Consider the following 25856-nt stretch of genomic DNA (forward strand, 5'->3'; position numbering starts at 1 on the left):
CGTCATACCCTCACCCTAACCCTCTCCCGGAGGGAGAGGGAATAATGCGTAGGGTGGACTCGGAGCGCAGCGACAGTCCACCGCGGGGCGCAAGGTGTACTGCCTGCGGCGAGTACACCCTACGCTCAAGACTCTTCCAGCTCCACCAGCACGGCGCCTTCGCCGACCATGTCGCCTTCGCCACAGTACAGCGCCTTGACCGTGCCGGCGTGCGGCGCGCGGATGCTGTGTTCCATTTTCATGGCCTCCAGCACCACCAGGGCGGTGCCGGTCTCCACGCTCTGGCCGGGCTCGACCAGCACGCGCACGATACTGCCGTTCATCGGCGCCGTCAGCCCACCGTGGTGAGCGTGGCTGGCCTCGACTTCGGCGATCGGGTCGACGCGGCGCACTTCGTGCAGCTTGCCCTGCCACTGCAGATACAGCGCAGCGCCGCGGCGAATCGCGCGATGGGCGCGGCGCAGGCCGTCCCGTTCGGTCCACAGCTGCTCGCCCAGCAGCTGCGAGCGCACGGTGCCGCGCAGATGCACTGTGCCGCGCTGCTCGCCGCAGGCGAGGTGCAGGTCGGTCTCGGAGGCCAGGCCGGCGCGCCAGCCCGAATGGCCGTTCCAGGGCGAGTGATGGTCCTCGTGCGCGCGCTGCGGGGTCTCGCTGTGCAGCCAGGCCTCGGCGGCCAGCTGCCAGAACTCGCCGGGCAGCTCGCCGGCCGGCGGCAGCAGTTTCTGCTGATGACGACCGATGAAGCCGGTATCCAGCTCGGCATCGGCGAACGCCGGGTGGGCCAGCACGCGCTTGAGGAACGGCAGGTTGCTGGCGAAGCCGCCCACAAAGGTCTCCTCGAGCATGGCCAGCAGACGCTGGCGAGCCTGCTCGCGATCCTCGCCCCAGGCGATCAGCTTGGCCAGCATGGGGTCGTAGAAGGGCGATACGGTGTCGCCCTCGGCCACGCCGCTGTCGACCCGGCGGCCTTCGCCGGCGGCCGGCTCGCGATACAGCCTGAGGTCGCCGGAAGCGGGCAGGAAGTCCTGCTCGGTGTCCTCGGCGTACAGGCGCACCTCGATGGCGTGGCCATTGAGCGGCACCTGCTCCTGGGTGATCGGCAGCGCTTCGCCACGGGCGACGCGGATCTGCCAGGCCACCAGGTCGAGGCCGGTGATGGCCTCGGTAACCGGGTGCTCCACCTGCAGGCGGGTGTTCATCTCCATAAAGAAGAACTGGCCGCGGGCGTCCAGCAGAAACTCCACGGTGCCGGCGCCGACATAGCCGATGGCCTGGGCGGCCTTGACCGCCGCCTCGCCCATGGCGCGGCGCAGCTCCGGGGTCAGGCCCGGGGCGGGGGCCTCCTCGACCACTTTCTGGTGGCGGCGCTGGATCGAGCAGTCGCGCTCGTTGAGGTACAGGCAGTTGCCGTGGCTGTCGGCGAACACCTGGATCTCCACATGGCGCGGCTGCAGCACGTATTTCTCGACCAGCATGCGCGAGTCGCCGAAGGCGGACTGGGCTTCACGCTGGGCGGAGGCCAGGGTCTCGGCCAGGTCGGCCTCGCGCTCGACCACCTTCATGCCCTTGCCACCGCCACCGGCGGCGGCCTTGAGCAGCACCGGGTAGCCGATGCGTTCGGCGGCGGCGCGGAAGGTCTCGATGTCCTGGGCCTCGCCGTGGTAGCCGGGCACCAGCGGTACGCCGGCGTCTTCCATCAACGCCTTGGCCGCGGACTTGCTGCCCATGGCATCGATGGCGGAGGCGGGCGGGCCGAGGAACAGCAGGCCGGCCGCCTCGCAGGCGCGGGCGAAGCCGGCGTTCTCTGAGAGGAAGCCGTAGCCCGGGTGGATGGCCTGGGCGCCGCTGGCCTTGGCCGCTTTGATGATCTTGTCGATCAGCAGGTAGCTCTCGGCCGGCTTGGCGCCGCCGAGATTCACCGCCATATTGGCCTCGCGCACATGGCGCGCATGGGCGTCGATGGCGCTGTGCACGGCCACGGTGTTCAGGCCCATGCTCTTGGCGGTGCGCATCACCCGACAGGCGATCTCGCCGCGGTTGGCCACCAGCAGGGTGTCGATATGCTTGAGGCTCATGCTTGCGGCTCCTGCCAGGCGGGCGTGCGTTTTTCCAGGAAGGCGTTGAGCCCCTCCTGGCCCTCGGGGCTGACGCGGATGCGGGCGATGGCGTTTTCGGTGTAGCGGCGCAGGGCCGGGCTGAGCACGCCGCTGGCCACCTCGCGCAACAGGTCCTTGCTGGCCTGCATGGCCTGCGGGCTGTTGAGCAGCAGGTTGTTCACCCAGGCTTCGACCTGGGCGTCCAGCTCGGCGGTCGGGTAGGCTTCGGCCAGCAGGCCCAGCTCGCGGGCGCGGCTGCCGGAGAAGCGTTCGGCGGTTAGCGCATAGCGGCGCGCGGCGCGCTCGCCCAAGGCCTGCACGACGAAGGGGCTGATCACCGCCGGGGCCAGGCCGATGCGCACTTCGGACAGGCTGAACAGCGCATCCTCGGCTCCGATAGCCATATCGCAGCAGGCGATGAGGCCCAGCGCGCCGCCGAAGGCCGCGCCCTGGACCACGGCCAGGGTGGGGATCTTCAGGGCATTGAGGTTGTACATCAGCTCGGCCAGCTCGCGGGCGTCGTTCAGGTTGGCGTTGTAGTCGAGCTTGGCGCTGGCCTGCATCCAGGCGAGATCCGCGCCGGCGGAGAAGTGCTTGCCGCGGCCGCGCAGCAGCAGGAAGCGCAGGGTCTTGTCGGCGCCGACGGCGTCGAGGGCGAGGATCAGCTCGCGGATCATCTCGGCGTTGAAGGCGTTGTTCTTGTCCGGACGGTTCAGCCACAGGGTGGCAAAGCCGCGCGGGTCTTTCTCGAGTTGTACGGTGGTGAAGTCAGTCATGGCGGCTCCTTTACTCCCTCTCCCCTCGGGAGAGGGTTGGGGTGAGGGAGGTCGGCGTTCTACGAACCGTCCCTCACCCCCGACCCCTCTCCCGGAGGGAGAGGGGGGTTACATTCTGAATACGCCGAAGGTGGTCGGCTCGATGGGCGCATTGAGGCTGGCGGACAGGGCCAGGCCGAGCACGTCGCGGGTCTGCGCCGGGTCGATCACGCCGTCGTCCCACAGGCGGGCGCTGGAGTAGTAGGCGTGGGCCTGCTGTTCATACTGGGCGACGATGGGCTGCTTGATGCGCGCCTCTTCCTCGTCGCTGAACGGGTGGCCGGCGCGGGCGGCCTGCTCGCGCTTGACCTGCACCAGTACGCCGGCGGCCTGCTCGGCGCCCATCACGCCGATGCGCGCGTTGGGCCACATCCACAGGAAACGTGGGTCGTAGGCGCGGCCGCACATGCCGTAGTTACCGGCGCCGAAGCTGCCGCCGATGATTACGGTGAACTTCGGCACCTTGGCGCAGGCCACGGCGGTGACCAGCTTGGCGCCGTGCTTGGCGATGCCGCCTTCCTCGTACTTCTTGCCGACCATAAAGCCGGTGATGTTCTGCAGGAACAGCAGCGGGATGCCGCGCTGGCAGGCCAGTTCGATGAAGTGCGCGCCTTTCTGCGCCGCTTCGGCGAACAGGATGCCGTTGTTCGCCAGGATCGCCACCGGGTAGCCGTGGATATGGGCGAAGCCACAGACCAGGGTGGTGCCGAACAGGGCCTTGAACTCATCGAACTCGCTGCCGTCGACCACGCGCGCGATCACTTCGCGCACATCGAAGGGCTGCTTGGAATCCAACGGGATCACCCCGTACAGCTCATCGCTACCATACAGCGGGGCGATGGGCGTGCGGGCCTGCAACTGGCCGAGCTTGCGCCAGTTGAGGTTGGCCACGCTACGGCGGGCCAGGGCCAGGGCGTGCTCGTCGTTCTCGGCATAGTGGTCGGCCACGCCGCTGGTTTTGCAGTGCACGTCGGCACCGCCCAGCTCCTCGGCGGTCACCACCTCGCCGGTGGCGGCCTTTACCAGGGGCGGGCCCGCCAAGAAGATCGTCGCTTGCTGGCGGACCATAATGGTCTCGTCGCTCATGGCCGGCACATAGGCGCCGCCGGCGGTGCAGGAGCCCATGACCACGGCGATCTGCGGGATGCCCAGGGCGCTCATATTGGCCTGGTTGAAGAAGATGCGGCCGAAGTGCTCGCGGTCCGGGAACACTTCCTCCTGACGCGGCAGGTTGGCGCCGCCGGAGTCGACCAGATAGATGCACGGCAGGCGGTTTTGCTGGGCGATGGTCTGGGCGCGCAGGTGCTTCTTCACGGTCAGCGGGTAGTAGCTGCCGCCTTTAACCGTGGCGTCGTTGGCGATGATCATGCACTCGACGCCTTCGACGCGGCCGATGCCGGCGACCACGCCGGCGGCCGGCACGTCCTCGCCGTACACCTCATAGGCGGCCAGCTGGCCGACTTCGAGGAAGGGCGAACCGAGATCCAGCAGGCGGTTGATGCGCTCGCGCGGCAGCAGCTTGCCGCGTGAGCAGTGGCGTTCCTGGGCCTTGGCGCCGCCGCCCTCATGAACGCGGGCGAGCAGGGCGCGCAGGTCTTCGACCTGGGCGAGCATGGCCGCGCTGTTGGCGGCGAACTCCGGCGAGCGGGTGTTGATCTGGGTGTGCAGGATCATGGCTTCTCCATGAGCCGCAAGCCGCAAGCTACAAGCCGCAAGCAAGAACACCGGGGCGCTTCTGCTTGCCGCTTGAGGCTTGTCGCTTGCCGCTTACTTTGTTTCGTTGAACAGCTCGCGGCCGATCAGCATACGGCGGATTTCGCTGGTGCCGGCGCCGATCTCGTACAGTTTGGCGTCGCGCAGCAGGCGGCCGGCCGGGTACTCGTTGGTGTAGCCGTTGCCGCCCAGCAGCTGGATGGTGTCCAGCGCCAGTTTGGTGGCCATCTCGGCGGTGTAGAGGATCACCGCGGCGGCGTCCTTGCGCGACTCCTCGCCGCGGTCGCAGGCCTTGGCCACGTTGTACAGGTAGGACTTGGAGGCGTTCATGCCGGCATACATGTCGGCCAGCTTGCCCTGCACCAGCTGGAACTCGCCGATCGACTGCTTGAACTGCTGGCGCTCATGCACGTAGGGCAGCACCACGTCCATGCAGGCGCTCATGATCCCGGTCGGGCCGCCGGAGAGCACGGTGCGTTCGTAGTCCAGGCCGCTCATCAGCACGCGCACGCCGCTGCCTTCGGCGCCTAGGATGTTCTCTTCCGGCACTTCGCAGTCCTCGAACACCAGCTCGCAGGTGTTGGAGCCGCGCATGCCCAGCTTGTCGAGCTTCTGGTGGCGGGAGAAGCCCTTGAAGTCACGCTCGACGATGAATGCGGTCATGCCGCGCGAGCCGGCGTTGATGTCGGTCTTGGCGTAGATCACGTAGGTGTTGGCGTCCGGGCCGTTGGTGATCCACATCTTGTTGCCGTTGAGCACGTAGCGGTCGCCGCGCTTCTCGGCGCGCAGTTTCATCGACACCACGTCGGAGCCGGCATTCGGCTCGCTCATGGCCAGGGCGCCGACATGCTCGCCGGAGCACAGCTTGGGCAGGTACTTGAGCTTTTGCTCGTGAGTGCCGTTCTTGCGGATCTGGTTGACGCACAGGTTGGAATGGGCGCCGTAGGACAGGCCGACCGAGGCGCTGGCGCGGCTGATCTCCTCCATGGCCACCACGTGGGCCAGGTAGCCCATGTTGGTGCCGCCGTACTCTTCTTCCACGGTCATGCCGAGCAGGCCCATGTCGCCGAACTTGCGCCACATGTCCATGGGGAACTCGTTGTCGCGGTCGATCTGCGCGGCGCGCGGCGCCAGCTCGGCCTGGGCGAACTGGTAGACGGCATCGCGCAGCATGTCGATGGTCTCGCCGAGACCGAAGTTGAGGGTCGGATAGCTCATGGTGGCACCTGTGTCTTGTCGTTATCGGGTTAGGCGTTCGCCGCTGCGGTCGCGGCCAGCGCGGCCAGGCAGCGCTCTTCGGCGGTGTCCAGCTCCAGCTGCATCTGCTGGATGTCGAGCAGCTGCTGTTCGAGCTGGGCGCGGCGCGCGGCGATCTTGCTCATGAAGGTTTCCAGCTGCTTGCGGTTGCCGCTGCTGGGGTCGTACAGGTCGATCAGCTCCTTGCACTCGGCCAGGGAGAAGCCGATGCGCTTGCCGCGCAGGATCAGCTTGAGGGCGACCAGGTCCTTGGGCCGGTAGACGCGCTCCTGCCCGCGCCGCTCGGGGGCGAGCATGCCTTGCTCCTCGTAGAAGCGGATGGCGCGGGTGGTGACGTCCAGTTCGCGGGCCAGATCGGAGATCGAATAGGTGGTGGACATGGGTTTTGCTCGTTGACCTTTACGTTAACGTAAGCCTGTGCCAATCTGCCTGTCAATGTCGGCGGTGGCCGATGCCAGTTTCTTTTCCGCACGAGGACAGCCCATGCGTATCGAAGACAGCGTATTCCTGATCACCGGCGGCGGCTCCGGCCTGGGCCTGGCCAGCGCCCGCGAACTGGTCGGCCTGGGCGCCCGGGTGCTGCTGCTCGACGTCAACGCCGAGGCCGGCGCCGCGGCGGTGAGCGAGCTGGGCGAGCGGGCGCGCTTCCTGCGCTGCGATATCACCCGCGAGGCCGATGGCCAGGCCGCCGTGAATGATGCGCTGCAGGCCTTCGGCGCGGTGCACGGGCTGATCAACTGCGCCGGCATCGCGCCGGCCGAGAAGGTGCTCGGACGCAAGGGCGTGCACGGTCTGGACAGCTTCCGCCGCACCATCGAGGTCAACCTGGTCGGCAGCTTCAACATGCTGCGCCTGGCCGCCGAGGCCATGGCCCGCAACGAGCCGAACGAGGGTGGTGAGCGCGGAGTGGTGGTCAACACCGCCTCGGTGGCGGCCTTCGACGGGCAGATGGGGCAGATCGGCTATGCCGCCTCCAAGGGCGGCGTGGCCGCCATGACCCTGCCGGCGGCGCGCGACCTGGCGCGCTCGGGCATCCGCGTGATGTGCATCGCCCCCGGCATCTTCGAGACGCCGATGATGGCCGGCATGCCCCAGGAGGTGCAGGATTCCCTGGCCGCCGACGTGCCGTTCCCGCCGCGCCTGGGGCGCCCGGGCGAGTACGCCGCGCTGGTCCGCCACATAGTCGAGAACCCCATGCTCAACGGCGAGACCATCCGTATCGATGGCGCGCTGCGCATGGCCGCCAAGTGAGGTGAATGATGCTGCCCAGTGAACAGGACATCCTGATCCGCGACATGGCCCGCCAGTTCGCCCAGGAGCGGCTCAAGCCCTTCGCCGCCGACTGGGACCGCGAGCACCGCTTCCCCGCCGAGGCCCTGAAGGAAATGGCCGACCTGGGCTTCATGGGCATGCTGGTGCCGGAGGAGTGGGGCGGCGCAGCCACCGGCCACCTGGCCTATGCCATGGCCCTGGAGGAAATCGCCGCCGGCGATGGCGCCTGCTCGACCATCATGAGCGTGCACAACTCGGTGGGCTGCATGCCGATCCTCAAGTTCGGCAGCCAGGCGCAGAAGGAGCACTTCCTGCAGCCGCTGGCCAGCGGCGCCATGCTCGGCGCCTTCGCCCTGACCGAGCCGCAGGCCGGCTCGGACGCCAGCGACCTGCGCACCCGCGCGCGACGCGACGGCGATCACTACGTGCTGAGCGGCGCCAAGCAGTTCATCACCTCCGGCAGCCATGCCGGGATGATGATCGTCTTCGCCGTGACCGATCCGGCGGCGGGCAAGAAGGGCATCAGCGCCTTTATCGTGCCGACCGACAGCCCCGGGTTCTCGGTGGTGCGGGTGGAGGACAAGCTCGGTCAGCACGCCTCGGACACCTGCCAGATCCAGCTCGACGAGGTGCGCATCCCGGCCTCGTTGCGCCTGGGCGAGGAGGGCGAGGGTTACCGCATCGCCCTGGCCAATCTGGAAGGTGGGCGCATCGGCATCGCCGCGCAGTCGGTGGGCATGGCCCGCGCCGCCTTCGAGGCGGCCCGCGACTACGCCCACGAGCGCAAGACCTTCGGCAAGCCGATCATCGAGCACCAGGCGGTGGCCTTCCGCCTGGCCGACATGGCCACCCAGATCGCCGTGGCGCGGCAGATGGTGCATCACGCCGCCAGCCTGCGCGAGGCCGGCATGCCGTGCCTGACCGAAGCCTCGATGGCCAAGCTGTTCGCCTCGGAAATGGCGGAGAAGGTCTGCTCGGCGGCCATCCAGACCCTGGGCGGCTACGGCTATCTCAAGGATTTCCCGGTCGAACGCATCTACCGCGACGTGCGCGTGTGCCAGATCTACGAAGGCACTTCCGACGTGCAGCGTATGGTGATTGCGCGCGGGCTCTGAAACTTCCCCTCTCCCCCTGGGAGAGGGTTGGGGTGAGGGTGTCATAGGCCGCGCGGAGTGGCTTGAAAAACCCTCACCGGTACGCCGGCCGCCCCGGCCCTCTCCCGAAGGGAGAGGGAGCTCGAAGCATCAGGCCGACTCGGCGGCCTTCTTCTCCTGGGCGATCACCTGCTGGGCCAGTTCGATCAGCTGCTCGCGCATCCAGCGGTTGGCCGGGTCCTGGTCGGTGCTCTCGTGCCAGTACAGGTGGGTCTCCAGGGCGGGGATATCGCTGACCGGCAGCTCGACGAAGTGCAGGCCGTGGCGGCGGGCGAAGCGCTCCGGCACGGTCACCGCCATGTCGGTGTCGTGCAGCACGCTGGAAGCCATCAGGTAATGCTGCGAGCGCAGGGCGACCTTGCGCTGCAGGCCCATTTTGCCCAGCGACAGGTCGATGTAGCCGAGGCCGCTGCGGCGGCTGGAGATCTGGATATGCGCCAGCGACAGGTACTCGTCCAGGCTCAGCTTGGCCTTGGCCAGCGGGTGACCGGGGCGCATGGCGCAGACGTAGCGGTCTTCCAGCAGCTTGACGTGGCGCACCTGCGGGTCGGTGTTGAGCGGCGCGTCCACGGCGAAGTCCAGGCGTCCGGCGGCCAGTTCCTTGGTGGTCTCGCGGCGCTTGGCCTGGAAGCTCTCGATCTGCACCGAGGGTGCCAGCCGGCGCAGGCGCTGGAACAGCGGCGGCAGGAGGATCTGCTCGGAGAGGTCGGTCATGCTGATGCGGTAGGTCTTGTTCGCCTGCTTGGCGTCGAAGGTACGGCTCTCCTGCACCGACACGCGCAACAGCTGCAGGGCGTTGCGCACCGGGCCGACGATGTTCTGCGCCATGGGCGTGGGCACCATGCCCTGGGCGGTACGCACGAACAGCGGATCGTTGAAGGTCTCGCGCAGGCGGGCCAGGGCGTTGGACACCGCCGGCTGGGTGATGCCGACGATCTGCCCGGCGCGGGTCAGGTTGGCCTCGCTGTAGATGGCGTCGAAGACGATGAAGAGGTTGAGATCGACCTTGTTCAGATTCATGTCCCGCTCCGTGCTGCAAGCCCTATCGCATATCGCTTATGAATGTTGATAAGGCAGGAAAATAGCTTAGATAAATCGTGGGTGCTGTTCTAGCATCATTTGCATACCGAAGCCAACCACCAAGGTGCCCACATGGATTTCGCCTACTCCCCCAAGGTTCAGCAACTGCGTGAGCGCGTCAGCGCGTTCATGGAGGCCTATGTCTACCCGGCCGAGGCCGTGTTCGAAGAGCAGGTCAACGCTGGCGACCGCTGGCAGCCGACCGCGATCATGGAGGAGCTCAAGGCCAAGGCCAAAGCCGAGGGGCTGTGGAACCTGTTCCTGCCGGAATCCGAGTACGGCGCCGGCCTGACCAATATGGAGTACGCGCCGCTGGCGGAGATCATGGGCCGCTCGCTGATCGGCGCCGAGCCGTTCAACTGTTCCGCGCCGGACACCGGCAACATGGAGACCCTGGTGCGCTACGCCAGCGAGGCGCAGAAGAAGCAGTGGCTGGAGCCGCTGCTGGCCGGCGAGATCCGCTCCGCCTTCGCCATGACCGAGCCGGGCGTGGCCTCCTCGGATGCCACCAATATGCAGGCCAACGCCGTGCGCGAGGGTGACGAGTGGGTGATCAACGGCCGCAAGTGGTGGACCTCCGGCGCCTGCGACCCGCGCTGCAAGATCATGATCTTCATGGGCCTGACCAACCCGGAGGCGCCGCGTCATCAGCAGCACTCGATGATCCTGGTGCCGAGCGACACCCCCGGGGTGAGGATCGTCCGCCCGCTGCCGGTATTCGGTTACGACGACGCCCCGCACGGCCACGCCGAAGTGGTGTTCGAGAACGTGCGGGTGCCCTATGACAACGTGCTGCTCGGCGAGGGCCGCGGCTTCGAGATCGCCCAGGGCCGCCTCGGCCCGGGGCGCATCCACCACTGCATGCGTTCCATCGGCATGGCCGAGCGTGCGCTGGAGCTGATGTGCAAGCGCGCCGTCAGTCGCACCGCCTTCGGCAAGCCGCTGGCGCGCCTGGGCGGCAATATCGACCATATCGCCAATTCGCGCATCGAGATCAACCAGGCTCGCCTGCTGACCCTGAACGCCGCCTACATGATGGACACCGTGGGCAACAAGATCGCCGCCAGCGAGATCGCCCAGATCAAGGTGGTGGCACCCAATGTCGCGCTCAACGTGATCGACCGCGCCATCCAGATCCACGGCGGCGCCGGCGTCAGCAACGACTTCCCGCTGGCCTACTGGTACGCCATGCAGCGCACCCTGCGCCTGGCCGACGGCCCGGACGAGGTGCACCGCGCGGCTATCGGCAAGTTCGAGGTCGGCAAGTACGTGTCGCGCGAGGAGATGAAGGCCAGCCGCTGATCGCGGTTCGCCAATGCACAAGGCCCGCGCGAGCGGGCCTTGTCGTTTGCGCCAGGTGTACTGCCTGCGGCGAGTACACCCTACTCAATGCATGAGGCCCATGCGTAGGGTGGTCTCGCCGCGCAGCGGCAGCCCACCTCAGGCGTCTCCTGCTTCCCGGATTGCATTCGGGCTACGGCCGCGCATTCAACCTTCTTCGCTGTCCTCGCTTTGCGCCTGCTGGCGCAGCCACTCCAGGCGCTGGTGCAGCTGGGCGGCGAAGGTGCGTGCCGCCAGCTCCTCGTGAAAGCTCAGGCTGCGGCGGCCCATGCGCACCAGCCAGAACACCTGGCCCCTGCGCTCCAGTCGGTCGATGAATACTTCCATCAGGGCACCTGCCCGCGTCGGTCGCGGGTCTTCAGCAGGGACAGCAGCACGCCGCCCGCCAACAGGCCGAAGGTTACTGCGAGCGAGAGCAGGGCGGGGACCTTGCCGATGAAACCGTGCAGGAAGATCTTGCCGCCGATGAAGATCAGCACCAGGGCCAGGGCGTACTTGAGGTAGACGAAGCGGTGCATCAGCGCCGCCAGGGCGAAGTACAGCGAGCGCAGGCCGAGGATGGCGAAGATGTTCGAGGTGTAGACGATGAACGGGTCCTGGGTGATGGCGAACACCGCCGGCACGCTGTCCACGGCGAACACCAGGTCGGCCAGCTCGATCAGCACCAGGGCCAGCAGCAGCGGCGTGGCGTAGAGCAGGTGACGCTCGCCGCCCGGCGGGCGCTTGCGCACCAGGAAGCGGCCCTCGTGCAGCTCCTCGGTGACCCGGATATGCCGGCGCAGGAAGCGCAGCAGCGGATTCTGCGCCAGGTCCGGGTGCTGTTCCTCGTGGGTGAACAGCATCTTCACCCCGGTAAACAGCAGGAAGGCGCCGAATACATAGAGCACCCAGTCGAAGCGCTGCACCAGCGCCGTGCCCAGGCCGATCATGATCGCCCGCAGCACGATGACTCCGAGGATGCCCCAGAACAGCACCCGGTGCTGGTAGCGCCGGGGAATGCCGAAGAAGCCGAAGATCATCGCCATGACGAACACGTTGTCCATCGACAGCGACTGCTCGACCAGGAAACCGGTGTAGAACTCCAGCGCGCTCTGCGCGCCCAGTTCGTGCCAGACCCACAGGCCGAACAGCACCCCGACGCTGAAGTAGCCGCTGTACAGCAGCAGGCTCTCGCGCATCTCGATCTCGTGCTGGTCGCGGTGCAGCACGCCGAGGTCGAGCACCAGCAGGGCGAGGACGATGGACAGGAAGCTCAACCACAGCCAGGTGGCGGTGCCGAGCAGGGGAGTGGTGAGAAATGCCAGCAGTTGTTCCATGTGCCCCTCCGTCGCTGCCTGTCAGACAGTGACTCCGACATCGCGGCGTTGGGCGCGCCGCCAGAGGGGCCCGGCGTCACTGGCGACCGCCTTGCGCGGTCGTCCAGTTACAAGGCTAGAGCTGCTTGCGGGGTTCGGCAAACTCAGCTTTTTACCCTCTCCCAGAGGGAGAGGGGGACTAATACACCCACACCTCGACCCGGCGGTTCTTGATTCGCCCGTCGTCGCCGCTGTTGGCCGCCACCGGCATCTCGTCGCCGAAGCCGGTGATCTCGCGGAACAGCACCCCGCCCTTGGACAGGTCGCGGCGCACGGCCATGGCGCGCAGCTTGGACAGCAGGGCGGCGCGCGCCGGGTCGTTCTTCGGGTCGCCGAAACCGACCAGCACCACCTTCTGGCGCATCTTGTCGTTGGCCTTGAGATAGTCGAGCACGCGCTGTACGTCGCGCAGCGCCTTGTTGTCCAGCTCGGCGCTGCCTTCCTGGAAGCGGAAGTTCACCGACAGGCGCTGCGCCTCGGCGGCCAGCCTGCGGTAGTCCTCGGGCATCCCGGCGCTGGGTTCGACCTGCACGGCTTGTACCGTCTGCGGGATAAAGCCGCTCTTGGCCACTATCGCCTGGCCGGCCTCGCTGTGGGCGAACTGCACCAGGGCCTGCACCCACTCGTTGGGCGTGCCCGGCGGGTTGTAGAGGAACAGGCGGCGCGACAGCGGGTAGTCCTCGGTGGCGATCAGCGTGGTGCTCGGCAGCATCGGCTGCGACTCGCCGGCGGCGATGGCCAGGGCCTTGCTCTGACGGATATAGGGCAGACCGATGAAGCCGATGCCGGCCGGGTCCTGGCTGACGCCATCGGACAGCTGGTCGCTGGACTCGAAGCGCTTGGCGCCCGCGGCCAGGCTCTTGCCGTTGGCGGCCAGCACCAGCTCCTTGAAAGTGTCGTAGGTGCCGGACTTGTCGTCGCGGGCATACAGGACGATGGGCCCGGGCCTGCCGCCCAGGGCCTTCCAGTCCTTGATCTCGCCAGCGAACACGGCGGCCAGCTGCTCGGTGGTCAGCGCGGCGACCGGGTTGCTCGGGTTGACGATGATGGCCAGGCCATCGATGGCGATGATCTGCTCGGCGTCGGCGCCGCGCATGTCGCCCAGCCCCTGCAGGGCCTGGACCTCGCCGTCCTTGATCGGCCGCGAGGAGGCGGCCAACTCGGCGCTGCCGTCCTGCAGGGCGGCGAAGCCGGTGCCCGAGCCATGGGCCGCCACGCTCACCTGCAGGGTGCGGCCCAGCTGGTTCTCGGCCTGCACCTGCAGCTCGTTCTCCGCTCCCGACACCGTGCGCACATTGGCGAAGCCCTGGCTCTCGAACAGCCCGGCCACCAGCGCCGGGCCCAGCTTGGCGCCAATGGTGTTGGAGCCCTGGATGCGCAGCAGGGTGTTGGCCTCGGCGGCGAACACCGACCAAGGCAGGGCGTAGCAGATGAACGCCAGGAACAACCACACATAGGCATGGTTGAAGATATGCCGATTGCTGACTGGCTGGGCTTGCGACATTGAGCGAACACCTTGTTCTAGAGAGGTTTGGCGTCGCGGAGAATAAGTCTAAAAGATTGCGGATATGTGACAGCGGAGCGTAACCCCGCCGCTCAGTTCAGCTCCAGCCAGATCGGCGCATGGTCGGAGGGCTTGTCCATGCCGCGCAGTTCGTAGTCGATGCCGCCGTCCTTGAAGCGCGCCTGCAGCGCGGCGGTGGCCAGGATCACGTCGATGCGCAGGCCGCGCTTGGGCTCGTCCTCGAAGCCGCGGCTGCGGTAGTCGAACCAACTGAAGCGGTCGTTCACCGTCGGGTTGAGCTGGCGGAAGCTGTCCACCAGGCCCCAGCCCTTGAGGGTCGCCAGCCACTCGCGCTCCTCGGGCAGGAAGCTGCACTTGCCGGTCTTCAGCCAGCGCAGGCGATTGGCCTCGCCGATGCCGATGTCGCAGTCTTCCGGGGAGATATTGATGTCGCCCATCACCACCAGCGCCTGGCTGGGGTCGAAGCGTTCCTCCAGTAGCCGCTGCAGGTCGGCGTAGAAGCGCTGCTTGCCGGGGAACTTGGTCGGATGGTCGCGGCTCTCGCCCTGGGGGAAGTAGCCGTTCATCACGGTCACCGGGTTGCCCTGGGCATCGGCGAAGGTGCCGTAGATAAAGCGCCGCTGCGCGTCCTGCTCGTCGCCGGGAAAACCCTTGTGGATCTCCAGCGGCTTCTCGCGCGAGAGCAGGGCGACGCCGTAGTGGCCCTTCTGGCCGTGGTAGTGCACGTGGTAGCCGAGCTGGCGGATCTCGTCCTGCGGGAACTGCTCGTCGGCCACCTTGGTTTCCTGCAGGCCGATCACGTCCGGCTGGTGCTTGTCGATCAGCGCCTGCAGCTGATGGGGGCGGGCGCGCAGGCCGTTGATATTGAAGGAAACGATCTTCATGGAGGGCTACCGGCGAGTAAAACAGCGATGCTAGCCCAGCGCTCCGGCGACGGCCAGCTTCTGGCAGCCTCCGGTGGGCGGTGCTAACGTGGCCTTCGACCCGCCAGACCAATAACAATCGAGGTCAGCCCGATGCCCCATCGCAGTGCCGAAGTCCGCATGCTCGACCATGGCTACGTCCGCGAGGCCCGCTCGCTGCTGTACCACGCCTACCGCCACGACCCGACCTTCGCCTACCTGTTCGAGAGCGAGCGGCCCGGCTTCGACCAGCGCGTGCGCGCCACGGTGCGCGAGCTGGTGCAGCAGCACTTCGCCGAGGAGCTGCCGGCCATCGGCCTGCTGATCGACGAGCGCCTGGTCGGCATCGCCCTGATCGCGCCGCCGATCCGCCGCCTGGACATCACCGAGAGCTGGGGCTGGCGCCTGCGCATGCTGCTCACCGCCGGCTTCCGCTGCACCAGGCGCTACCTGGAGTACCACGACGCGGTGCTCGCCTGCCTGCCGCCCGGCCCCTACCACGTGCTGCCGCTGCTCGGCGTGCACCCGGAGTTCCAGGGCCAGCAACTGGGCGAGAAGCTGCTCGCCGCGCTGCACGACTGGTGCGCCGAGGACGCCGGCTCCCAGGGCGTGGTGCTGGACACCGGCAACCCGCATTACCTGGAGTTCTACAAGCGCCAGGGCTACGAGGAAATCGGCGAGGTGGCGGTCGGCCCGATTCGCGAGCACGTGTTTTTTCACCCCAACCCGCAGGCACTGACCCAGGCTCTGGGCTAGCGCGGGTTGCCGGGACGGCACCGGCCGGTCACACTTGCCGGCATTCTTCCGTCGGGAGCCGTGACCCCGGCATCACCTCAGCAAGGAAACAAGCAATGGCTCAAGTAACCCTCAAGGGCAATCCGGTTCAGGTCGATGGCCAACTGCCGCAGGTCGGCCAGCAGGCCCCGGCGTTCAGCCTGGTCGGCCAGGACCTCTCCGACGTGACCCTGGCCAGCCTGGCCGGCAAGCGCAAGGTACTCAACATCTTCCCGAGCGTGGACACCCCGACCTGCGCCACCTCGGTGCGCAAGTTCAACGAAGAGGCCGGCGGCCTGGCCAACACCGTGGTGCTGTGCATTTCCGCCGACCTGCCGTTCGCCCAGGCGCGCTTCTGCGGCGCCGAAGGCCTGAGCAACGTGATCAACCTGTCGACCATGCGCGGCGCCAGCTTCCTCAAGGACTACGGCGTGGCCATCGCCAGCGGCCCGCTGGTCGGCGTCGCCGCCCGCGCCGTGGTGGTGCTGGACGAGCAGGGCAAGGTGCTGCACAGCGAGCTGGTCGGCGAGATCGCCGATGAGCCGGACTACGCTGCCGCCATCGCCGCGCTCAAGTAATCCGGGGCTGCTGCGCGTCGGAAAAACTGTGTTGGAAGCGGCTTCGGAATGCTCATTTACTACCTGTAAACTCCGCTTCCTCAGTCGCTTCCGCCTTGATTTTCTCTAGCTCGCGAGCCCCTACGCTGTGTTGTCGACAACGGCCTGCCCTGCGCAGGCCGTTGTCGTTTCTAAATTTCCAACTTCTTGTTACGTCAAAGAAGGGTAAATAGGCGGTAAAGCCTCTTTGCCTGGGGGCGGGGAGTACTTATCGTGCATCCTCCTCAGGAAAGTGATTCCGCATCATGCCCGACTCTCGCGCCACCTCCCGCATTTCCCGCCGCTGGCCTCTCGCCCTGGTCGTCCTGCTCGGCGCCTCGCTGCTCTGGTGGCTGCTGTCCGCCAAGCCGGAGCAGGGCAAGGCGGAAGGCAACAGTCCCTGGGAGGGTCCGGTGCCGGTGCGCCTGACCGAGGTCGGCAGCGGCGACTTTCCCATCGAACTCAAGGCCCTCGGCACCGTCACCGCGCTGAATACGGTGAACGTGCGCTCGCGGGTGGACGGCGAGCTGGTCAAGGTGCTGTTCGAGGAGGGCCAGCTGGTCAAGGCCGGCGACCTGCTGGCGCAGATCGACCCGCGCCCCTACCAGGTGGCGCTGCAGCAGGCCGAAGGCACCCTGGCGCAGAACCTGGCGCAGCTGAAGAACGCCGAGATCGACCTGGCCCGCTACCAGGGCCTGTACGCCGAGGACAGCATCGCCAAGCAGACTCTGGACACCCAGCGGGCGCTGGTCGGCCAGTACAAGGGCACGGTGAAGAGCAATCAGGCCGCCGTCGCCGAGGCCCGCCTCAATCTCGACTTCACCCGCATCCGCGCACCGATTGCCGGTCGCCTCGGCCTGCGCCAGGTGGACCTCGGCAACCTGGTGCGCAGCAGCGACAGCACGCCCCTGGTGGTGATCACCCAGGTCGAGCCGATCGCCGTCAACTTCACCCTGCCGGAGAAGGATCTGCCACCGGTGCTGGCCAAGGTGCGCGACGGGCAGAAGCTGCGGGTAGAGGCCTGGGACCGTGGCGAGCGGCAGTTGCTGGCCGAGGGCGAGCTGCACAGCCTGGACAACCAGATCGACCTGGCCACTGGCACCGTCAGGCTCAAGGCGCGCTTCGCCAATGCCGGCGAGCGCCTGTTTCCCAACCAGTTCGTCAATGTGCGCCTGCGCGTGGAGACCCGCCAGCAGGCCACGCTGATCCCGTCCGCCGCCGTGCAGTTCGGCGCCCGTGGCACCTTCGTCTTCGTCCTCGCTGGCGATGACAAGGTGGAGATTCGCGACATTCGGGTCGGCGCCAGCGACGGCGCCACCAGCCTGGTGGAAGAGGGCGTCAAGGTCGGCGAACGCCTGGTGCTGGAAGGCACCGACAAACTCAAGGACGGCAGCCAGGTGCAGGTGATCGGCAACCAGCCGGGCGCCCTGGCGCAGCCCCAGGGCCAGGCCGAACAGAAGCAGGACGCATGAACACCTCGCGCCTGTTCATCCTGCGGCCGGTCGCCACCACGCTGCTGATGGTGGCGATCTTCCTCACTGGTCTGATCGCCTACCGCCTGCTGCCGGTCTCCGCGCTGCCGGAGGTCGACTACCCGACCATCCGCGTGCTCACCCTCTACCCGGGCGCCAGCCCGCAGGTGATGACCAGCGCGGTGACCGCGCCGCTGGAGCGCCAGTTCGGGCAGATGCCGGGGCTCAAACAGATGTCCTCGACCAGCTCGGGCGGCGCCTCGGTGATCACCCTGCGCTTCACCCTGGAGGTCAATCTGGACGTGGCCGAGCAGGAGGTGCAGGCGGCCATCAACGCGGCCAGCAACCTGCTGCCCGACGACCTGCCGGCGCCGCCGGTGTACAACAAGGTCAACCCGGCGGATACCCCGGTGCTGACCCTGGCGATCCGCTCCAGCACCCTGCCGCTGACCCAGGTGCACGACCTGATCGACACGCGCATGGCGCAGAAGATCGCGCAGATCAGCGGCGTCGGCCTGGTCAGCCTGGCCGGCGGTCAGCGCCCTGCCGTGCGCATCAAGGCCGACCCGCAGGCCCTGGCCAGCCACGGCCTCAACCTGGCCGACGTGCGCGAGCTGATCGGCAGGCAGAACGTCAACCAGCCCAAGGGCAACTTCGACGGCCCGACCCGGGTCTCCCAACTGGATGCCAACGACCAGCTCAAGTCCGCCGCCGAATACCAAGGCCTGATCCTCAAGTACGAGAACGGCGCCGCGCTGCGCCTGGGCGATGTCGCCCGGGTGGAGGACGGCGCCGAGAACGAGCGTCTGGCGGCCTGGGCCGACCGCAACGAGACGGTGCTGCTGAGCATCCAGCGCCAGCCCGGCGCCAACGTGATCGAGGTGGTCGACCGCATCCACAGGCTGCTGCCGCAGATCACCGCCGCGCTGCCGGCCAGCCTGGAAGTGCAGGTGCTCACCGACCGCACCCAGACCATCCGCGCGGCGGTCAGGGACGTGCAGTTCGAACTGGTGCTGGCCATCGCCCTGGTGGTGCTGGTGACCTTCCTGTTCCTGCGCAAGGTATCGGCCACCGTGATCCCGTCCATCGCCGTGCCGCTGTCGCTGATCGGCACCTTCGGCGTGATGTACCTGGCCGGTTTCTCGGTCAACAACCTGACCCTGATGGCGCTGACCATCGCCACCGGCTTCGTGGTCGACGATGCCATCGTCATGCTGGAGAACATCGCCCGCCATCTGGAGGAGGGCGAGACACCGTTCAACGCCGCGCTCAAGGGCGCCAAGCAGATCGGCTTCACCCTGATCTCGCTGACCTTCTCGCTGATCGCGGTGCTGATCCCCCTGCTGTTCATGGCTGACGTGGTGGGGAGATTGTTCCGCGAGTTCGCCATCACCCTGGCGGTGGCCATCCTGATCTCCTTGGTGGTGTCGCTGACCCTGACGCCGATGATGTGCGCGCGCCTGCTCAAGGCCGAGAAGGAGCAAGAGCAGGGCCGCTTCTACCGCGCAGCCGGTGCCTTTATCGAGGGCCTGATCGCCCGTTACGACGTCGGCCTGGGCTGGACCCTGCGCCATCAGGGCCTGACCCTGCTGGTAGCCATCGGCACCCTGGCGCTTACCGTGATTCTCTACCTGGCGGTGCCCAAGGGCTTCTTCCCGGTGCAGGACACCGGGCTGATCCAGGGCATCTCCGAGGCGCCGCAGTCGATCTCGTTCAAGGCCATGAGCGAGCGCCAGCAGCGCCTGGCGGCGGTGATCCTGCGCGACCCGGATGTCGCCAGCCTGTCGTCCTATATCGGCGTGGACGGCGACAACCCGACCCTGAACAGCGGTCGTCTGCTGATCAACCTCAAGCCGCATCGCGAGCGCGACGTCACCGCCAGCGAGGTGATCGAGCGCCTGCGCCCGCAACTGGCCGAGGTGCCGGGCATCGCCCTGTACCTGCAGCCGGTGCAGGACCTGACCATCGAGGATAGGGTCAGCCGTACCCAGTTCCAGTTCAGCCTGGAGTCGCCGGACGGCGCGCTGCTGGAGCAGTGGACGCCGCGGCTGGTGGCCGCGCTGAGCGAGCAGGTTGAGCTGCGCGACGTCGCCAGCGACCTGCAGAACCGTGGCCTGCAGCTGTTCCTCGAGATCGACCGCGACGCCGCCGCGCGCCTGGGCGTAAGCGTCGGCGCCATCGACGATGCGCTGTACGACGCCTTCGGCCAGCGGCAGATTTCCACCATCTTCACCCAGGCCAGCCAGTACCGCGTGGTGCTGGAGAGCATGGGCGCCGGCGAACTGGGGCCGCAGGCCCTGCAAGGCATTCACGTGGCCACCGCCAGCGGCGGCCAGGTGCCGCTGGCCTCGCTGGCGCACGTCACAGAGCGCCCGGCCAGCCTGCTGATCAACCATATTGGCCAGTTCCCGGCGGTGACCCTGTCGTTCAACCTGGCGCCGGGCGTGTCGCTCGGCGAGGCGGTGCAGGTGATCGAGCGGGTGGAGCGCGAGATCGGCCTGCCGGCCGCCATCCAGAGCCAGTTCCAGGGCGCCGCCGAGGCTTTCCGCGCCTCCCTGGACTCGACCCTGCTGCTGATCCTGGCGGCCATCGTCACCATGTACATCGTGCTGGGTGTGCTCTACGAGAGCTACATCCACCCCATCACCATCCTCTCGACGCTGCCCTCGGCCGGTGTCGGCGCGCTCCTGGCGCTGCTGCTGAGCGGCAACGACCTGGGCCTGATCGCCATCATCGGCATCATCCTGCTGATCGGCATCGTCAAGAAGAACGCCATCATGATGATCGACTTCGCCCTGGAGGCCGAGCGGCATCAGGGCATGGCGCCGGTGGACGCCATCCGTCGCGCTGCGCTGCTGCGCTTCCGCCCGATCCTGATGACCACCCTGGCCGCGCTGTTCGGCGCCATCCCGCTGATGCTGGCCAGCGGCTCCGGCGCCGAGCTGCGCCAGCCGCTGGGCCTGGTGATGGTCGGCGGCCTGCTGCTGAGCCAGATCCTCACGCTGTTTACCACGCCGGTGATCTACCTGGCCTTCGACCGCATGTCACGGCGCCTGCTGGGGCGCAGCGCGGCGGGGGTGGCGGCATGAACTCCCTCTCCCTCTGGGAGAGGGCCGGGGTGAGGGTGGTGCAGGCGACTCGTCCCTCATCCGGCCCTGCGGGCCACCTTCTCCCGGGGGGAGAAGGGAAGGGCTACCAGCCCTACGCGGACTGCCCCCTCTCCCACCGGGAGAGGGTTGGGGTGAGGGCAGAAGGCCAATGAACCTCTCCGCCCCCTTTATCCGCCAGCCGGTGGCCACCCTGCTGCTGAGCCTGGCGATCATCCTCGCCGGACTGCTCAGCTTCCGCCTGCTGTCGGTGGCGCCGCTGCCGAACATGGACTTCCCGGCCATCGTCATCAGCGCCAACCTGCCGGGCGCCAGCCCGCAGACCATGGCCTCCAGCGTCGCCACGCCGCTGGAGCGGGCGCTCGGCAGCATCGCCGGCATCAGCGAGATGACCAGCCGCAGCAGCCAGGGCAGCACGCGCATCATCATTCTGTTCGAGATCGGGCGTAACGTGGACGCCGCCGCCCGCGAGGTGCAGGCGGCGATCAACGCCGCGCGCAACCTGCTGCCCAGCGGCATGCGCAGCATGCCCACCTACAAGAAGTACAACCCCTCGCAGGCGCCGATCATGGTGCTGTCGCTGACCTCGCCGCAGCTGGACAAGAGCCAGCTGTACGACCTGGCCTCCACGGTGATCGCGCAGAAGCTGTCGCAGGTGCAGGGCGTGGGCGAGATCCAGGTCGGCGGCAGTTCGCTGCCGGCCGTGCGCGTGCAGCTCGAGCCGCGCCTGCTGGACCAGTACGGCGTGGCCCTGGACGAGGTGCGGGGCGCCATCGACCAGGCCAACCGCGACCGCCCCAAGGGCGCGCTGGAAGATGCCGACCGCCACTGGCAGATCCAGGCCAACGACCAGCTGCACAAGGCCGCCGATTACCGCGACCTGATCATCCGCTACCAGAACAACGCGCCGCTGCGCCTGAGCGACGTGGCCACGGTCGCCGACTCGGTGGAGAACCGCTACAACGCCGGCTTCTACAACGCGGAGAAGGCCGTGCTGCTGGTGGTCAACCGCCAGCCCGGGGCCAATATCATCGAGACCATCGAGGGCATTCGTGCCGAGCTGCCGGCGCTGGAGGCGGTGATGCCGGCCAGCGCCGAGCTGGCGGTGGCGATGGACCGCTCGCCGGTGATCCGCGCCAGCCTGCACGAGGCCGAACGCACCCTGCTGATCGCCGTGGCGCTGGTGATCATGGTCGTATTCCTGTTCCTCGGCCGCTGGCGCGCCGCGCTGATTCCGGCGCTGGCGGTGCCGGTCTCGCTGGTCGGCACCTTCGCCGTGATGTACCTGCTGGACTTCTCGCTGAACAACCTGTCGCTGATGGCGCTGATCATCTCCACCGGCCTGGTGGTGGACGACGCCATCGTGGTGCTGGAGAACATCTCGCGGCATATCGAGGCCGGCGAGAAGCCCATGGCCGCGGCCTTCAAGGGCGCCCAGGAAGTGGGCTTCACCCTGCTGTCGATGAACCTGTCGCTGGTCGCGGTGTTCCTCTCCATCCTGTTCATGGGCGGCATAGTCGGCAGCCTGTTCCGCGAGTTCGCCGTCAGCCTGACCGCCGCCATCCTCATCTCCATGGCCGTGTCGCTGACCCTCACGCCCATGCTCTGCGCTCGCTGGCTCAAGGCCGAGGACGAGGCGCGCGAACCGGGCCGCCTGCAGCGGCTCGGCGCGCGGGTGCAGGAGCGCGTGCTGGCGTTCTACGGGCGCGGCCTGGAGTGGGCCCTGGCGCATGCCAAGCTGACCCTGTTCAGCCTGCTGCTGACCATCGCCGGCAACTTCTACCTGTTCGCCACGGTGCCCAAGACGCTGATGCCCGAGCAGGACACCGGCCAGCTGATCGGCTTCGTACGCGGCGACGACGGCCTGTCGTTCCAGGTCATGCAGCCGAAGATGGACGCCTTCCGCGACGGCCTGCTGAAGGACCCGGCGATCCACAGCGTGGCCGGCTTCATCGGCGGCGAGAGCGGCATCAACAACGCCTTCCTGGTGGTGCGCCTGAAGCCCATCGGCGAGCGCGACATCTCGGCCCGCGAAGTGATGGATCGTCTGCGCGAGACTCTGCCCAAGGTGCCCGGCGCGCGGTTGATGCTGATGTCCGACCAGGATCTGCAGTTCGGTGGCCGCCAGGGTCGCAGCTCGGAGAACGAATACGTGCTGCTGGCCAGCGAGCTCGAGCTGCTCAAGGAGTGGACGCCCAAGGTGCGCGACCGCCTGGCGGCGCTGCCCGAGTTGGTCGACATCGACGCCAACGAGGGTGAGGGTGCCCAGCAGATCACCCTGGTGGTGGACCGTGCCACGGCGCAGCGCCTGGGCGTGGACATGGCGATGATCACCGGCGTGTTGAACAACGCCTTCAGCCAGCGGCAGATCTCCACCATCTACGAGACGCTCAACCAGTACAGCGTGGTGATGGAGATCGACCCGAAGCAGGCCCAGTATCCGGAGGCCCTCGACCAGATCCAGGTGATCGCCGCCGATGGCGCGCGCGTGCCGCTGTCCGGCTTCGCCCGCTGGGAGCGCAGCCTGGAGGAGGACCGGGTCAACCACCAGGGTCAGTTCGCCGCCGAGAGCATCGGCTACAGCCTGGCGCCGGACGTGACCCAGGACCAGGCCAACGCGGCGATCCGCAAGGCGGTGAATGAGCTCAACCTGCCCACCGAGGTGCAGGGCCTGCTCGGTGGCACCGGCGGCCAGTTCGCGAAGGAGGCCCAGGGCCAGCCGCTGATGATCCTGTTCGCCCTGTTGGTGGTGTACATCGTCCTCGGCATCCTCTACGAGAGCTACATCCACCCGCTGACCATCCTCTCCACGCTGCCGTCGGCCGGGGTCGGCGCGCTGGCGGCGATCCTGCTCACCGGCGGCGAGTTCAGCATGGTCTCGCTGCTCGGCCTGTTCCTGCTGATCGGCGTGGTGAAGAAGAACGCCATCCTGATGATCGACCTGGCCCTGGAGCTGGAGCGCAGCGAGCGCCTGAGCCCGCAGGAGTCAATCCGCCGCGCCTGCCTGCTGCGCTTTCGCCCGATCATGATGACCACCCTGGCCGCCATGCTCGGCGCGCTGCCGTTGCTGCTGGGCCAGGCCGAAGGCGCCGAGATGCGTCGGCCGCTGGGCCTGGCCATCGTCGGCGGGCTGATCCTCAGCCAGCTGCTCACCCTCTACACCACCCCGGTGGTCTACCTCTACCTCGACCGCCTGCGCCACCGGGTCAACCGCTGGCGCGGCGTGCGCAGCGATGCCGCCCTGGAAACTCCGCTATGAAACACGCACTGCCTCGCCTTTCCTTCCTGTTGGCCGCCCTGATGCTGGCCGGCTGCGCCGTCGGCCCCGACTACCTGCGCCCGACCAGCGCCCCGGCGGTCGAGTTCAAGCAGGCGGCCGGCTGGAAGTCTGCCGCGCCGGCCGACACTCAGTTGCGTGACGACTGGTGGAAGCTCTATGGCGACGCCGAGCTGGACGCGCTGATCGAGCGACTCGACGCGAACAACCAGAACCTGGCCTCGGCCGCCGCCCAGTACCGCCAGGCCCAGGCCCTGGTGCGCGGCGCGCGGGCGGGCTTGTTCCCCAGCCTGGGGCTCAACGCCGGCGTGACCCGCGCCGGGCAGGGCGGCGGCGACAGCACCATCGGCACCAGCGAAGGCGTCAGCGTCAGTGGCGCCAATGCCTCGACCGTGTCGAAGACTTATGAGACCAGCCTCGGCGTGAGCTGGGAGCTGGACCTGTGGGGCAAGCTGCGCCGCCAGCTGGAGTCGGAGAACGCCGGTCTCGACGCCAGCGCCGCCGACCTGGCCGCGGTGCGCCTCAGCCAGCAGTCGCAGCTGGTGCAGAATTACCTGCAGCTGCGCGTGCTGGACCGGCAGAAACACCTGCTCGACGAGACCGTGGCGACCTACAAGCAGGCCTACCGCATCGCCGAGAACCAGTACAAGGCCGGCATAGTGCCCAGATCCGACGTGACCCAGGCGCTGACCCAGCTCAAGGGCACCGAGGCCGAGGCGGTGGATATCGAATACCAGCGCGCCCAGCTCGAGCACGCCATCGCCGTGCTGGTCGGCGTGGCGCCGTCGGCGTTCGAACTGGCGGTGCGCGATGACGTGCCGGCGCTGCCCGGCGTGCCGCTCAGCCTGCCCTCGACCCTGCTGGAGCGCCGCCCGGACGTGGCCGCCGCCGAACGCCGGGTGATGGCCGCCAACGCCGAGATCGGCGTGGCCGAAGCCGCCTACTATCCAGAGCTGAGCCTGTCCGCCACTGGCGGCTACCGCAGCGGCGGCCTGGACGACTGGATCAGCTCGCCCAACCGCTTCTGGTCGATCGGCCCGTCCTTCGCCCTCAACCTGTTCGATGGCGGCCTGATCCGTTCCCGCGTCGAGCAGGCCGAGGCCAGCTACGACCAGACCGTGGCCGACTACCGGCAGACGGTGCTGAGCAGCTTCCGCGAGGTGGAGGATTACCTGGTGCAGCTGGCCGTGCTGGAGCGCGAGGCGGCCGTGCAGCAGGAGGCGCTGGACGCCGCACGCGAGTCGCTGCGGCTGCTGCTCAACCAGTACAAGGCCGGCACCGTTGAGTTCACCGATGTGGTCAGCGTGCAGACCACCGCGCTAAGCAACGAGCGAACCCGCCTGAGCCTGCAGGGCAGCCGCCTGATCGCCAGCGTACAGCTGATCGCCGCCCTGGGCGGTGGCTGGCAGGGGCTCGCTGCCGAGCAATAGCCCTCAAGGCTGGATGGTCGCCTCGATCCGCACGATCTTCGGCTCGCCGTCGATCAGGCGCAGGCTGGCGGTTTCCTGCATGCCGGTGCTCATCTCCTGGCCGTTCAGGCTCAGGGTTTCCTGGGTGCTGTCCTTGACCGTGGCGCTCTGCCCGTCGGCGGCGATCTCGATCGACTCGATGGCCACTTCCATGCGGTAGCTGTCCAGGCCGCTCCAGCCCTGCGTGAGCAACTGGCGGTACTTGTCCGCATCGAGTTCGATGCTGCCCTTGGGTGCGGCGATATGGATGCGCACGTCCTCGCTCATATACCCCAGAGTGCCTTCGACATCGCGCTGCGAGGCGGCGGCGGCGATATCGGCGTAAAGGGCGCGGATACTGGCCTCGGTCAATGCCGAGTCGGCGTGGGCGAGGGTGGAGAACAGGCAGAGCAGGGGCAGCAGCAGGCGCTTTTTCATCGACTTTCCTTGTAGCAGGGCGGGGACGTTGCGAGGCTATGCTAAGCGACTTCGCGCCGGTACAAGAAAACTTCCGTCACCCAATTCGATTGCCCATCGGCCGGAGATGGTTAGCGAAGCGGGATAATCCAGTTGACCCACGTCTCGCGGACCCAGGGCTGTCATGAGCCGAATAGGCGGCATTATCGGCTCACTAGATGAGCCGAATAGGCTCGCCGATCAATGACATCCATG

At 67.6% G+C, this 25856-nt stretch carries 20 protein-coding genes; 9 read left to right on the forward strand and 11 right to left on the reverse strand.

Annotated features, from left to right (window positions below; translation table 11 throughout):
- Window positions 1-125: 125 nt before the first annotated feature.
- The 5 genes from AAFN46_RS05235 to AAFN46_RS05255 form a co-directional block, all read right to left on the reverse strand.
- On the reverse strand, window positions 126-2075 hold the full coding sequence (locus tag AAFN46_RS05235) for an acetyl/propionyl/methylcrotonyl-CoA carboxylase subunit alpha (RefSeq protein ID WP_347807637.1): 1950 nt from the start codon (window positions 2073-2075) through the stop codon (window positions 126-128).
- Window positions 2072-2872, reverse strand: coding sequence for a gamma-carboxygeranoyl-CoA hydratase (locus AAFN46_RS05240; RefSeq protein WP_347807638.1), 801 nt, complete (start codon window positions 2870-2872; stop codon window positions 2072-2074). Before AAFN46_RS05240 ends, AAFN46_RS05235 begins: the two co-directional genes overlap by 4 nt.
- 108 nt (window positions 2873-2980) lie before the next feature.
- Window positions 2981-4585 (reverse strand): carboxyl transferase domain-containing protein, encoded by a 1605-nt coding sequence (locus AAFN46_RS05245; protein WP_347807639.1) that lies wholly within the window; start codon window positions 4583-4585, stop codon window positions 2981-2983.
- 93 nt (window positions 4586-4678) lie between these two features.
- Window positions 4679-5842: an isovaleryl-CoA dehydrogenase gene (locus AAFN46_RS05250; RefSeq protein WP_347807640.1), complete on the reverse strand. Its 1164-nt coding sequence runs from the start codon at window positions 5840-5842 to the stop codon at window positions 4679-4681.
- A 29-nt stretch (window positions 5843-5871) separates the two neighbouring features.
- Window positions 5872-6261 (reverse strand): MerR family DNA-binding transcriptional regulator, encoded by a 390-nt coding sequence (locus AAFN46_RS05255; RefSeq protein WP_347807641.1) that lies wholly within the window; start codon window positions 6259-6261, stop codon window positions 5872-5874.
- 103 nt (window positions 6262-6364) lie between these two features.
- Here AAFN46_RS05255 and AAFN46_RS05260 point away from each other — a divergent pair, with 103 nt between their 5' ends.
- Together AAFN46_RS05260 and AAFN46_RS05265 are read left to right on the forward strand one after the other, a co-directional pair.
- Entirely contained in the window at window positions 6365-7132 is a 768-nt protein-coding gene (locus AAFN46_RS05260) for a 3-hydroxyacyl-CoA dehydrogenase (protein WP_347807642.1), read from the forward strand.
- 8 nt (window positions 7133-7140) lie between these two features.
- Window positions 7141-8268 carry an acyl-CoA dehydrogenase family protein gene (locus AAFN46_RS05265; RefSeq protein ID WP_347807900.1) on the forward strand — a complete coding sequence of 376 codons (1128 nt, stop codon included), beginning with the start codon at window positions 7141-7143 and terminating at the stop codon, window positions 8266-8268.
- A gap of 129 nt (window positions 8269-8397) precedes the next feature.
- Here AAFN46_RS05265 and AAFN46_RS05270 read toward each other — a convergent pair whose 3' ends face one another.
- Complete coding sequence (locus AAFN46_RS05270; protein WP_347807643.1) at window positions 8398-9327, reverse strand: LysR family transcriptional regulator; 930 nt, start codon at window positions 9325-9327, stop codon at window positions 8398-8400.
- Window positions 9328-9459: 132 nt separating this feature from the next.
- Here AAFN46_RS05270 and AAFN46_RS05275 point away from each other — a divergent pair, with 132 nt between their 5' ends.
- Window positions 9460-10689, forward strand: coding sequence for an acyl-CoA dehydrogenase (locus AAFN46_RS05275; RefSeq protein WP_347807644.1), 1230 nt, complete (start codon window positions 9460-9462; stop codon window positions 10687-10689).
- A 186-nt stretch (window positions 10690-10875) separates the two neighbouring features.
- Here AAFN46_RS05275 and AAFN46_RS05280 read toward each other — a convergent pair whose 3' ends face one another.
- The 4 genes from AAFN46_RS05280 to xthA all read right to left on the reverse strand — a co-directional run bounded on the left by AAFN46_RS05280 (window position 10876) and on the right by xthA (window position 14492).
- Entirely contained in the window at window positions 10876-11055 is a 180-nt protein-coding gene (locus tag AAFN46_RS05280; RefSeq protein WP_347807645.1) for a hypothetical protein, read from the reverse strand.
- A complete protein-coding gene (locus tag AAFN46_RS05285; protein WP_347807646.1) occupies window positions 11055-12044 on the reverse strand; it encodes a TerC family protein in 990 nt (329 codons plus the stop codon). The genes AAFN46_RS05280 and AAFN46_RS05285 overlap by 1 nt, the downstream gene beginning before the upstream one ends.
- Window positions 12045-12222: 178 nt before the next feature.
- Entirely contained in the window at window positions 12223-13587 is a 1365-nt protein-coding gene (locus AAFN46_RS05290; RefSeq protein WP_347807647.1) for a substrate-binding domain-containing protein, read from the reverse strand.
- A gap of 92 nt (window positions 13588-13679) precedes the next feature.
- A complete protein-coding gene (gene xthA / locus AAFN46_RS05295) occupies window positions 13680-14492 on the reverse strand; it encodes an exodeoxyribonuclease III (protein WP_347807648.1) in 813 nt (270 codons plus the stop codon).
- 132 nt (window positions 14493-14624) lie between these two features.
- On the opposite strand from xthA, the gene AAFN46_RS05300 reads away from it, so the two are divergent.
- From AAFN46_RS05300 to AAFN46_RS05325, 6 genes are all read left to right on the forward strand, one after another.
- The gene (locus tag AAFN46_RS05300) at window positions 14625-15266 is read left to right on the forward strand and encodes a GNAT family N-acetyltransferase (RefSeq protein WP_347807649.1); all 642 of its coding nucleotides are present in this window, start codon (window positions 14625-14627) and stop codon (window positions 15264-15266) included.
- Window positions 15267-15361: 95 nt separating this feature from the next.
- Window positions 15362-15862 carry a thiol peroxidase gene (tpx, locus tag AAFN46_RS05305; RefSeq protein ID WP_347807650.1) on the forward strand — a complete coding sequence of 167 codons (501 nt, stop codon included), beginning with the start codon at window positions 15362-15364 and terminating at the stop codon, window positions 15860-15862.
- A gap of 284 nt (window positions 15863-16146) precedes the next feature.
- Window positions 16147-17352, forward strand: coding sequence for an MdtA/MuxA family multidrug efflux RND transporter periplasmic adaptor subunit (locus tag AAFN46_RS05310; protein WP_347807651.1), 1206 nt, complete (start codon window positions 16147-16149; stop codon window positions 17350-17352).
- Window positions 17349-20441 (forward strand): MdtB/MuxB family multidrug efflux RND transporter permease subunit, encoded by a 3093-nt coding sequence (locus AAFN46_RS05315; RefSeq protein ID WP_347807652.1) that lies wholly within the window; start codon window positions 17349-17351, stop codon window positions 20439-20441. Before AAFN46_RS05310 ends, AAFN46_RS05315 begins: the two co-directional genes overlap by 4 nt.
- A gap of 169 nt (window positions 20442-20610) precedes the next feature.
- The gene (locus tag AAFN46_RS05320) at window positions 20611-23718 is read left to right on the forward strand and encodes an efflux RND transporter permease subunit (RefSeq protein WP_347807653.1); all 3108 of its coding nucleotides are present in this window, start codon (window positions 20611-20613) and stop codon (window positions 23716-23718) included.
- The gene (locus AAFN46_RS05325; protein ID WP_347807654.1) at window positions 23715-25166 is read left to right on the forward strand and encodes an efflux transporter outer membrane subunit; all 1452 of its coding nucleotides are present in this window, start codon (window positions 23715-23717) and stop codon (window positions 25164-25166) included. The genes AAFN46_RS05320 and AAFN46_RS05325 overlap by 4 nt, the downstream gene beginning before the upstream one ends.
- A gap of 3 nt (window positions 25167-25169) precedes the next feature.
- On the opposite strand, the gene AAFN46_RS05330 is transcribed toward AAFN46_RS05325, so the two are convergent.
- Entirely contained in the window at window positions 25170-25622 is a 453-nt protein-coding gene (locus tag AAFN46_RS05330) for a hypothetical protein (protein WP_347807655.1), read from the reverse strand.
- Window positions 25623-25856: the final 234 nt, after the last annotated feature.

The organism is Pseudomonas sp. CAU 1711 (genome assembly GCF_039888625.1).
Taxonomy (GTDB): Bacteria; Pseudomonadota; Gammaproteobacteria; order Pseudomonadales; family Pseudomonadaceae; genus Aquipseudomonas.

What these genes read in the sequence shown, in the direction of transcription:
- AAFN46_RS05235 (WP_347807637.1), bottom strand. Translation starts at nt 2,075, where the DNA reads ATGAGCCTCAAGCATATCGACACCCTGCTGGTGGCCAACCGCGGCGAG.
- AAFN46_RS05240 (WP_347807638.1), bottom strand. Translation starts at nt 2,872, where the DNA reads ATGACTGACTTCACCACCGTACAACTCGAGAAAGACCCGCGCGGCTTT.
- AAFN46_RS05245 (WP_347807639.1), bottom strand. Translation starts at nt 4,585, where the DNA reads ATGATCCTGCACACCCAGATCAACACCCGCTCGCCGGAGTTCGCCGCC.
- AAFN46_RS05250 (WP_347807640.1), bottom strand. Translation starts at nt 5,842, where the DNA reads ATGAGCTATCCGACCCTCAACTTCGGTCTCGGCGAGACCATCGACATG.
- AAFN46_RS05255 (WP_347807641.1), bottom strand. Translation starts at nt 6,261, where the DNA reads ATGTCCACCACCTATTCGATCTCCGATCTGGCCCGCGAACTGGACGTC.
- AAFN46_RS05260 (WP_347807642.1), top strand. Translation starts at nt 6,365, where the DNA reads ATGCGTATCGAAGACAGCGTATTCCTGATCACCGGCGGCGGCTCCGGC.
- AAFN46_RS05265 (WP_347807900.1), top strand. Translation starts at nt 7,141, where the DNA reads ATGCTGCCCAGTGAACAGGACATCCTGATCCGCGACATGGCCCGCCAG.
- AAFN46_RS05270 (WP_347807643.1), bottom strand. Translation starts at nt 9,327, where the DNA reads ATGAATCTGAACAAGGTCGATCTCAACCTCTTCATCGTCTTCGACGCC.
- AAFN46_RS05275 (WP_347807644.1), top strand. Translation starts at nt 9,460, where the DNA reads ATGGATTTCGCCTACTCCCCCAAGGTTCAGCAACTGCGTGAGCGCGTC.
- AAFN46_RS05280 (WP_347807645.1), bottom strand. Translation starts at nt 11,055, where the DNA reads ATGGAAGTATTCATCGACCGACTGGAGCGCAGGGGCCAGGTGTTCTGG.
- AAFN46_RS05285 (WP_347807646.1), bottom strand. Translation starts at nt 12,044, where the DNA reads ATGGAACAACTGCTGGCATTTCTCACCACTCCCCTGCTCGGCACCGCC.
- AAFN46_RS05290 (WP_347807647.1), bottom strand. Translation starts at nt 13,587, where the DNA reads ATGTCGCAAGCCCAGCCAGTCAGCAATCGGCATATCTTCAACCATGCC.
- xthA (WP_347807648.1), bottom strand. Translation starts at nt 14,492, where the DNA reads ATGAAGATCGTTTCCTTCAATATCAACGGCCTGCGCGCCCGCCCCCAT.
- AAFN46_RS05300 (WP_347807649.1), top strand. Translation starts at nt 14,625, where the DNA reads ATGCCCCATCGCAGTGCCGAAGTCCGCATGCTCGACCATGGCTACGTC.
- tpx (WP_347807650.1), top strand. Translation starts at nt 15,362, where the DNA reads ATGGCTCAAGTAACCCTCAAGGGCAATCCGGTTCAGGTCGATGGCCAA.
- AAFN46_RS05310 (WP_347807651.1), top strand. Translation starts at nt 16,147, where the DNA reads ATGCCCGACTCTCGCGCCACCTCCCGCATTTCCCGCCGCTGGCCTCTC.
- AAFN46_RS05315 (WP_347807652.1), top strand. Translation starts at nt 17,349, where the DNA reads ATGAACACCTCGCGCCTGTTCATCCTGCGGCCGGTCGCCACCACGCTG.
- AAFN46_RS05320 (WP_347807653.1), top strand. Translation starts at nt 20,611, where the DNA reads ATGAACCTCTCCGCCCCCTTTATCCGCCAGCCGGTGGCCACCCTGCTG.
- AAFN46_RS05325 (WP_347807654.1), top strand. Translation starts at nt 23,715, where the DNA reads ATGAAACACGCACTGCCTCGCCTTTCCTTCCTGTTGGCCGCCCTGATG.
- AAFN46_RS05330 (WP_347807655.1), bottom strand. Translation starts at nt 25,622, where the DNA reads ATGAAAAAGCGCCTGCTGCTGCCCCTGCTCTGCCTGTTCTCCACCCTC.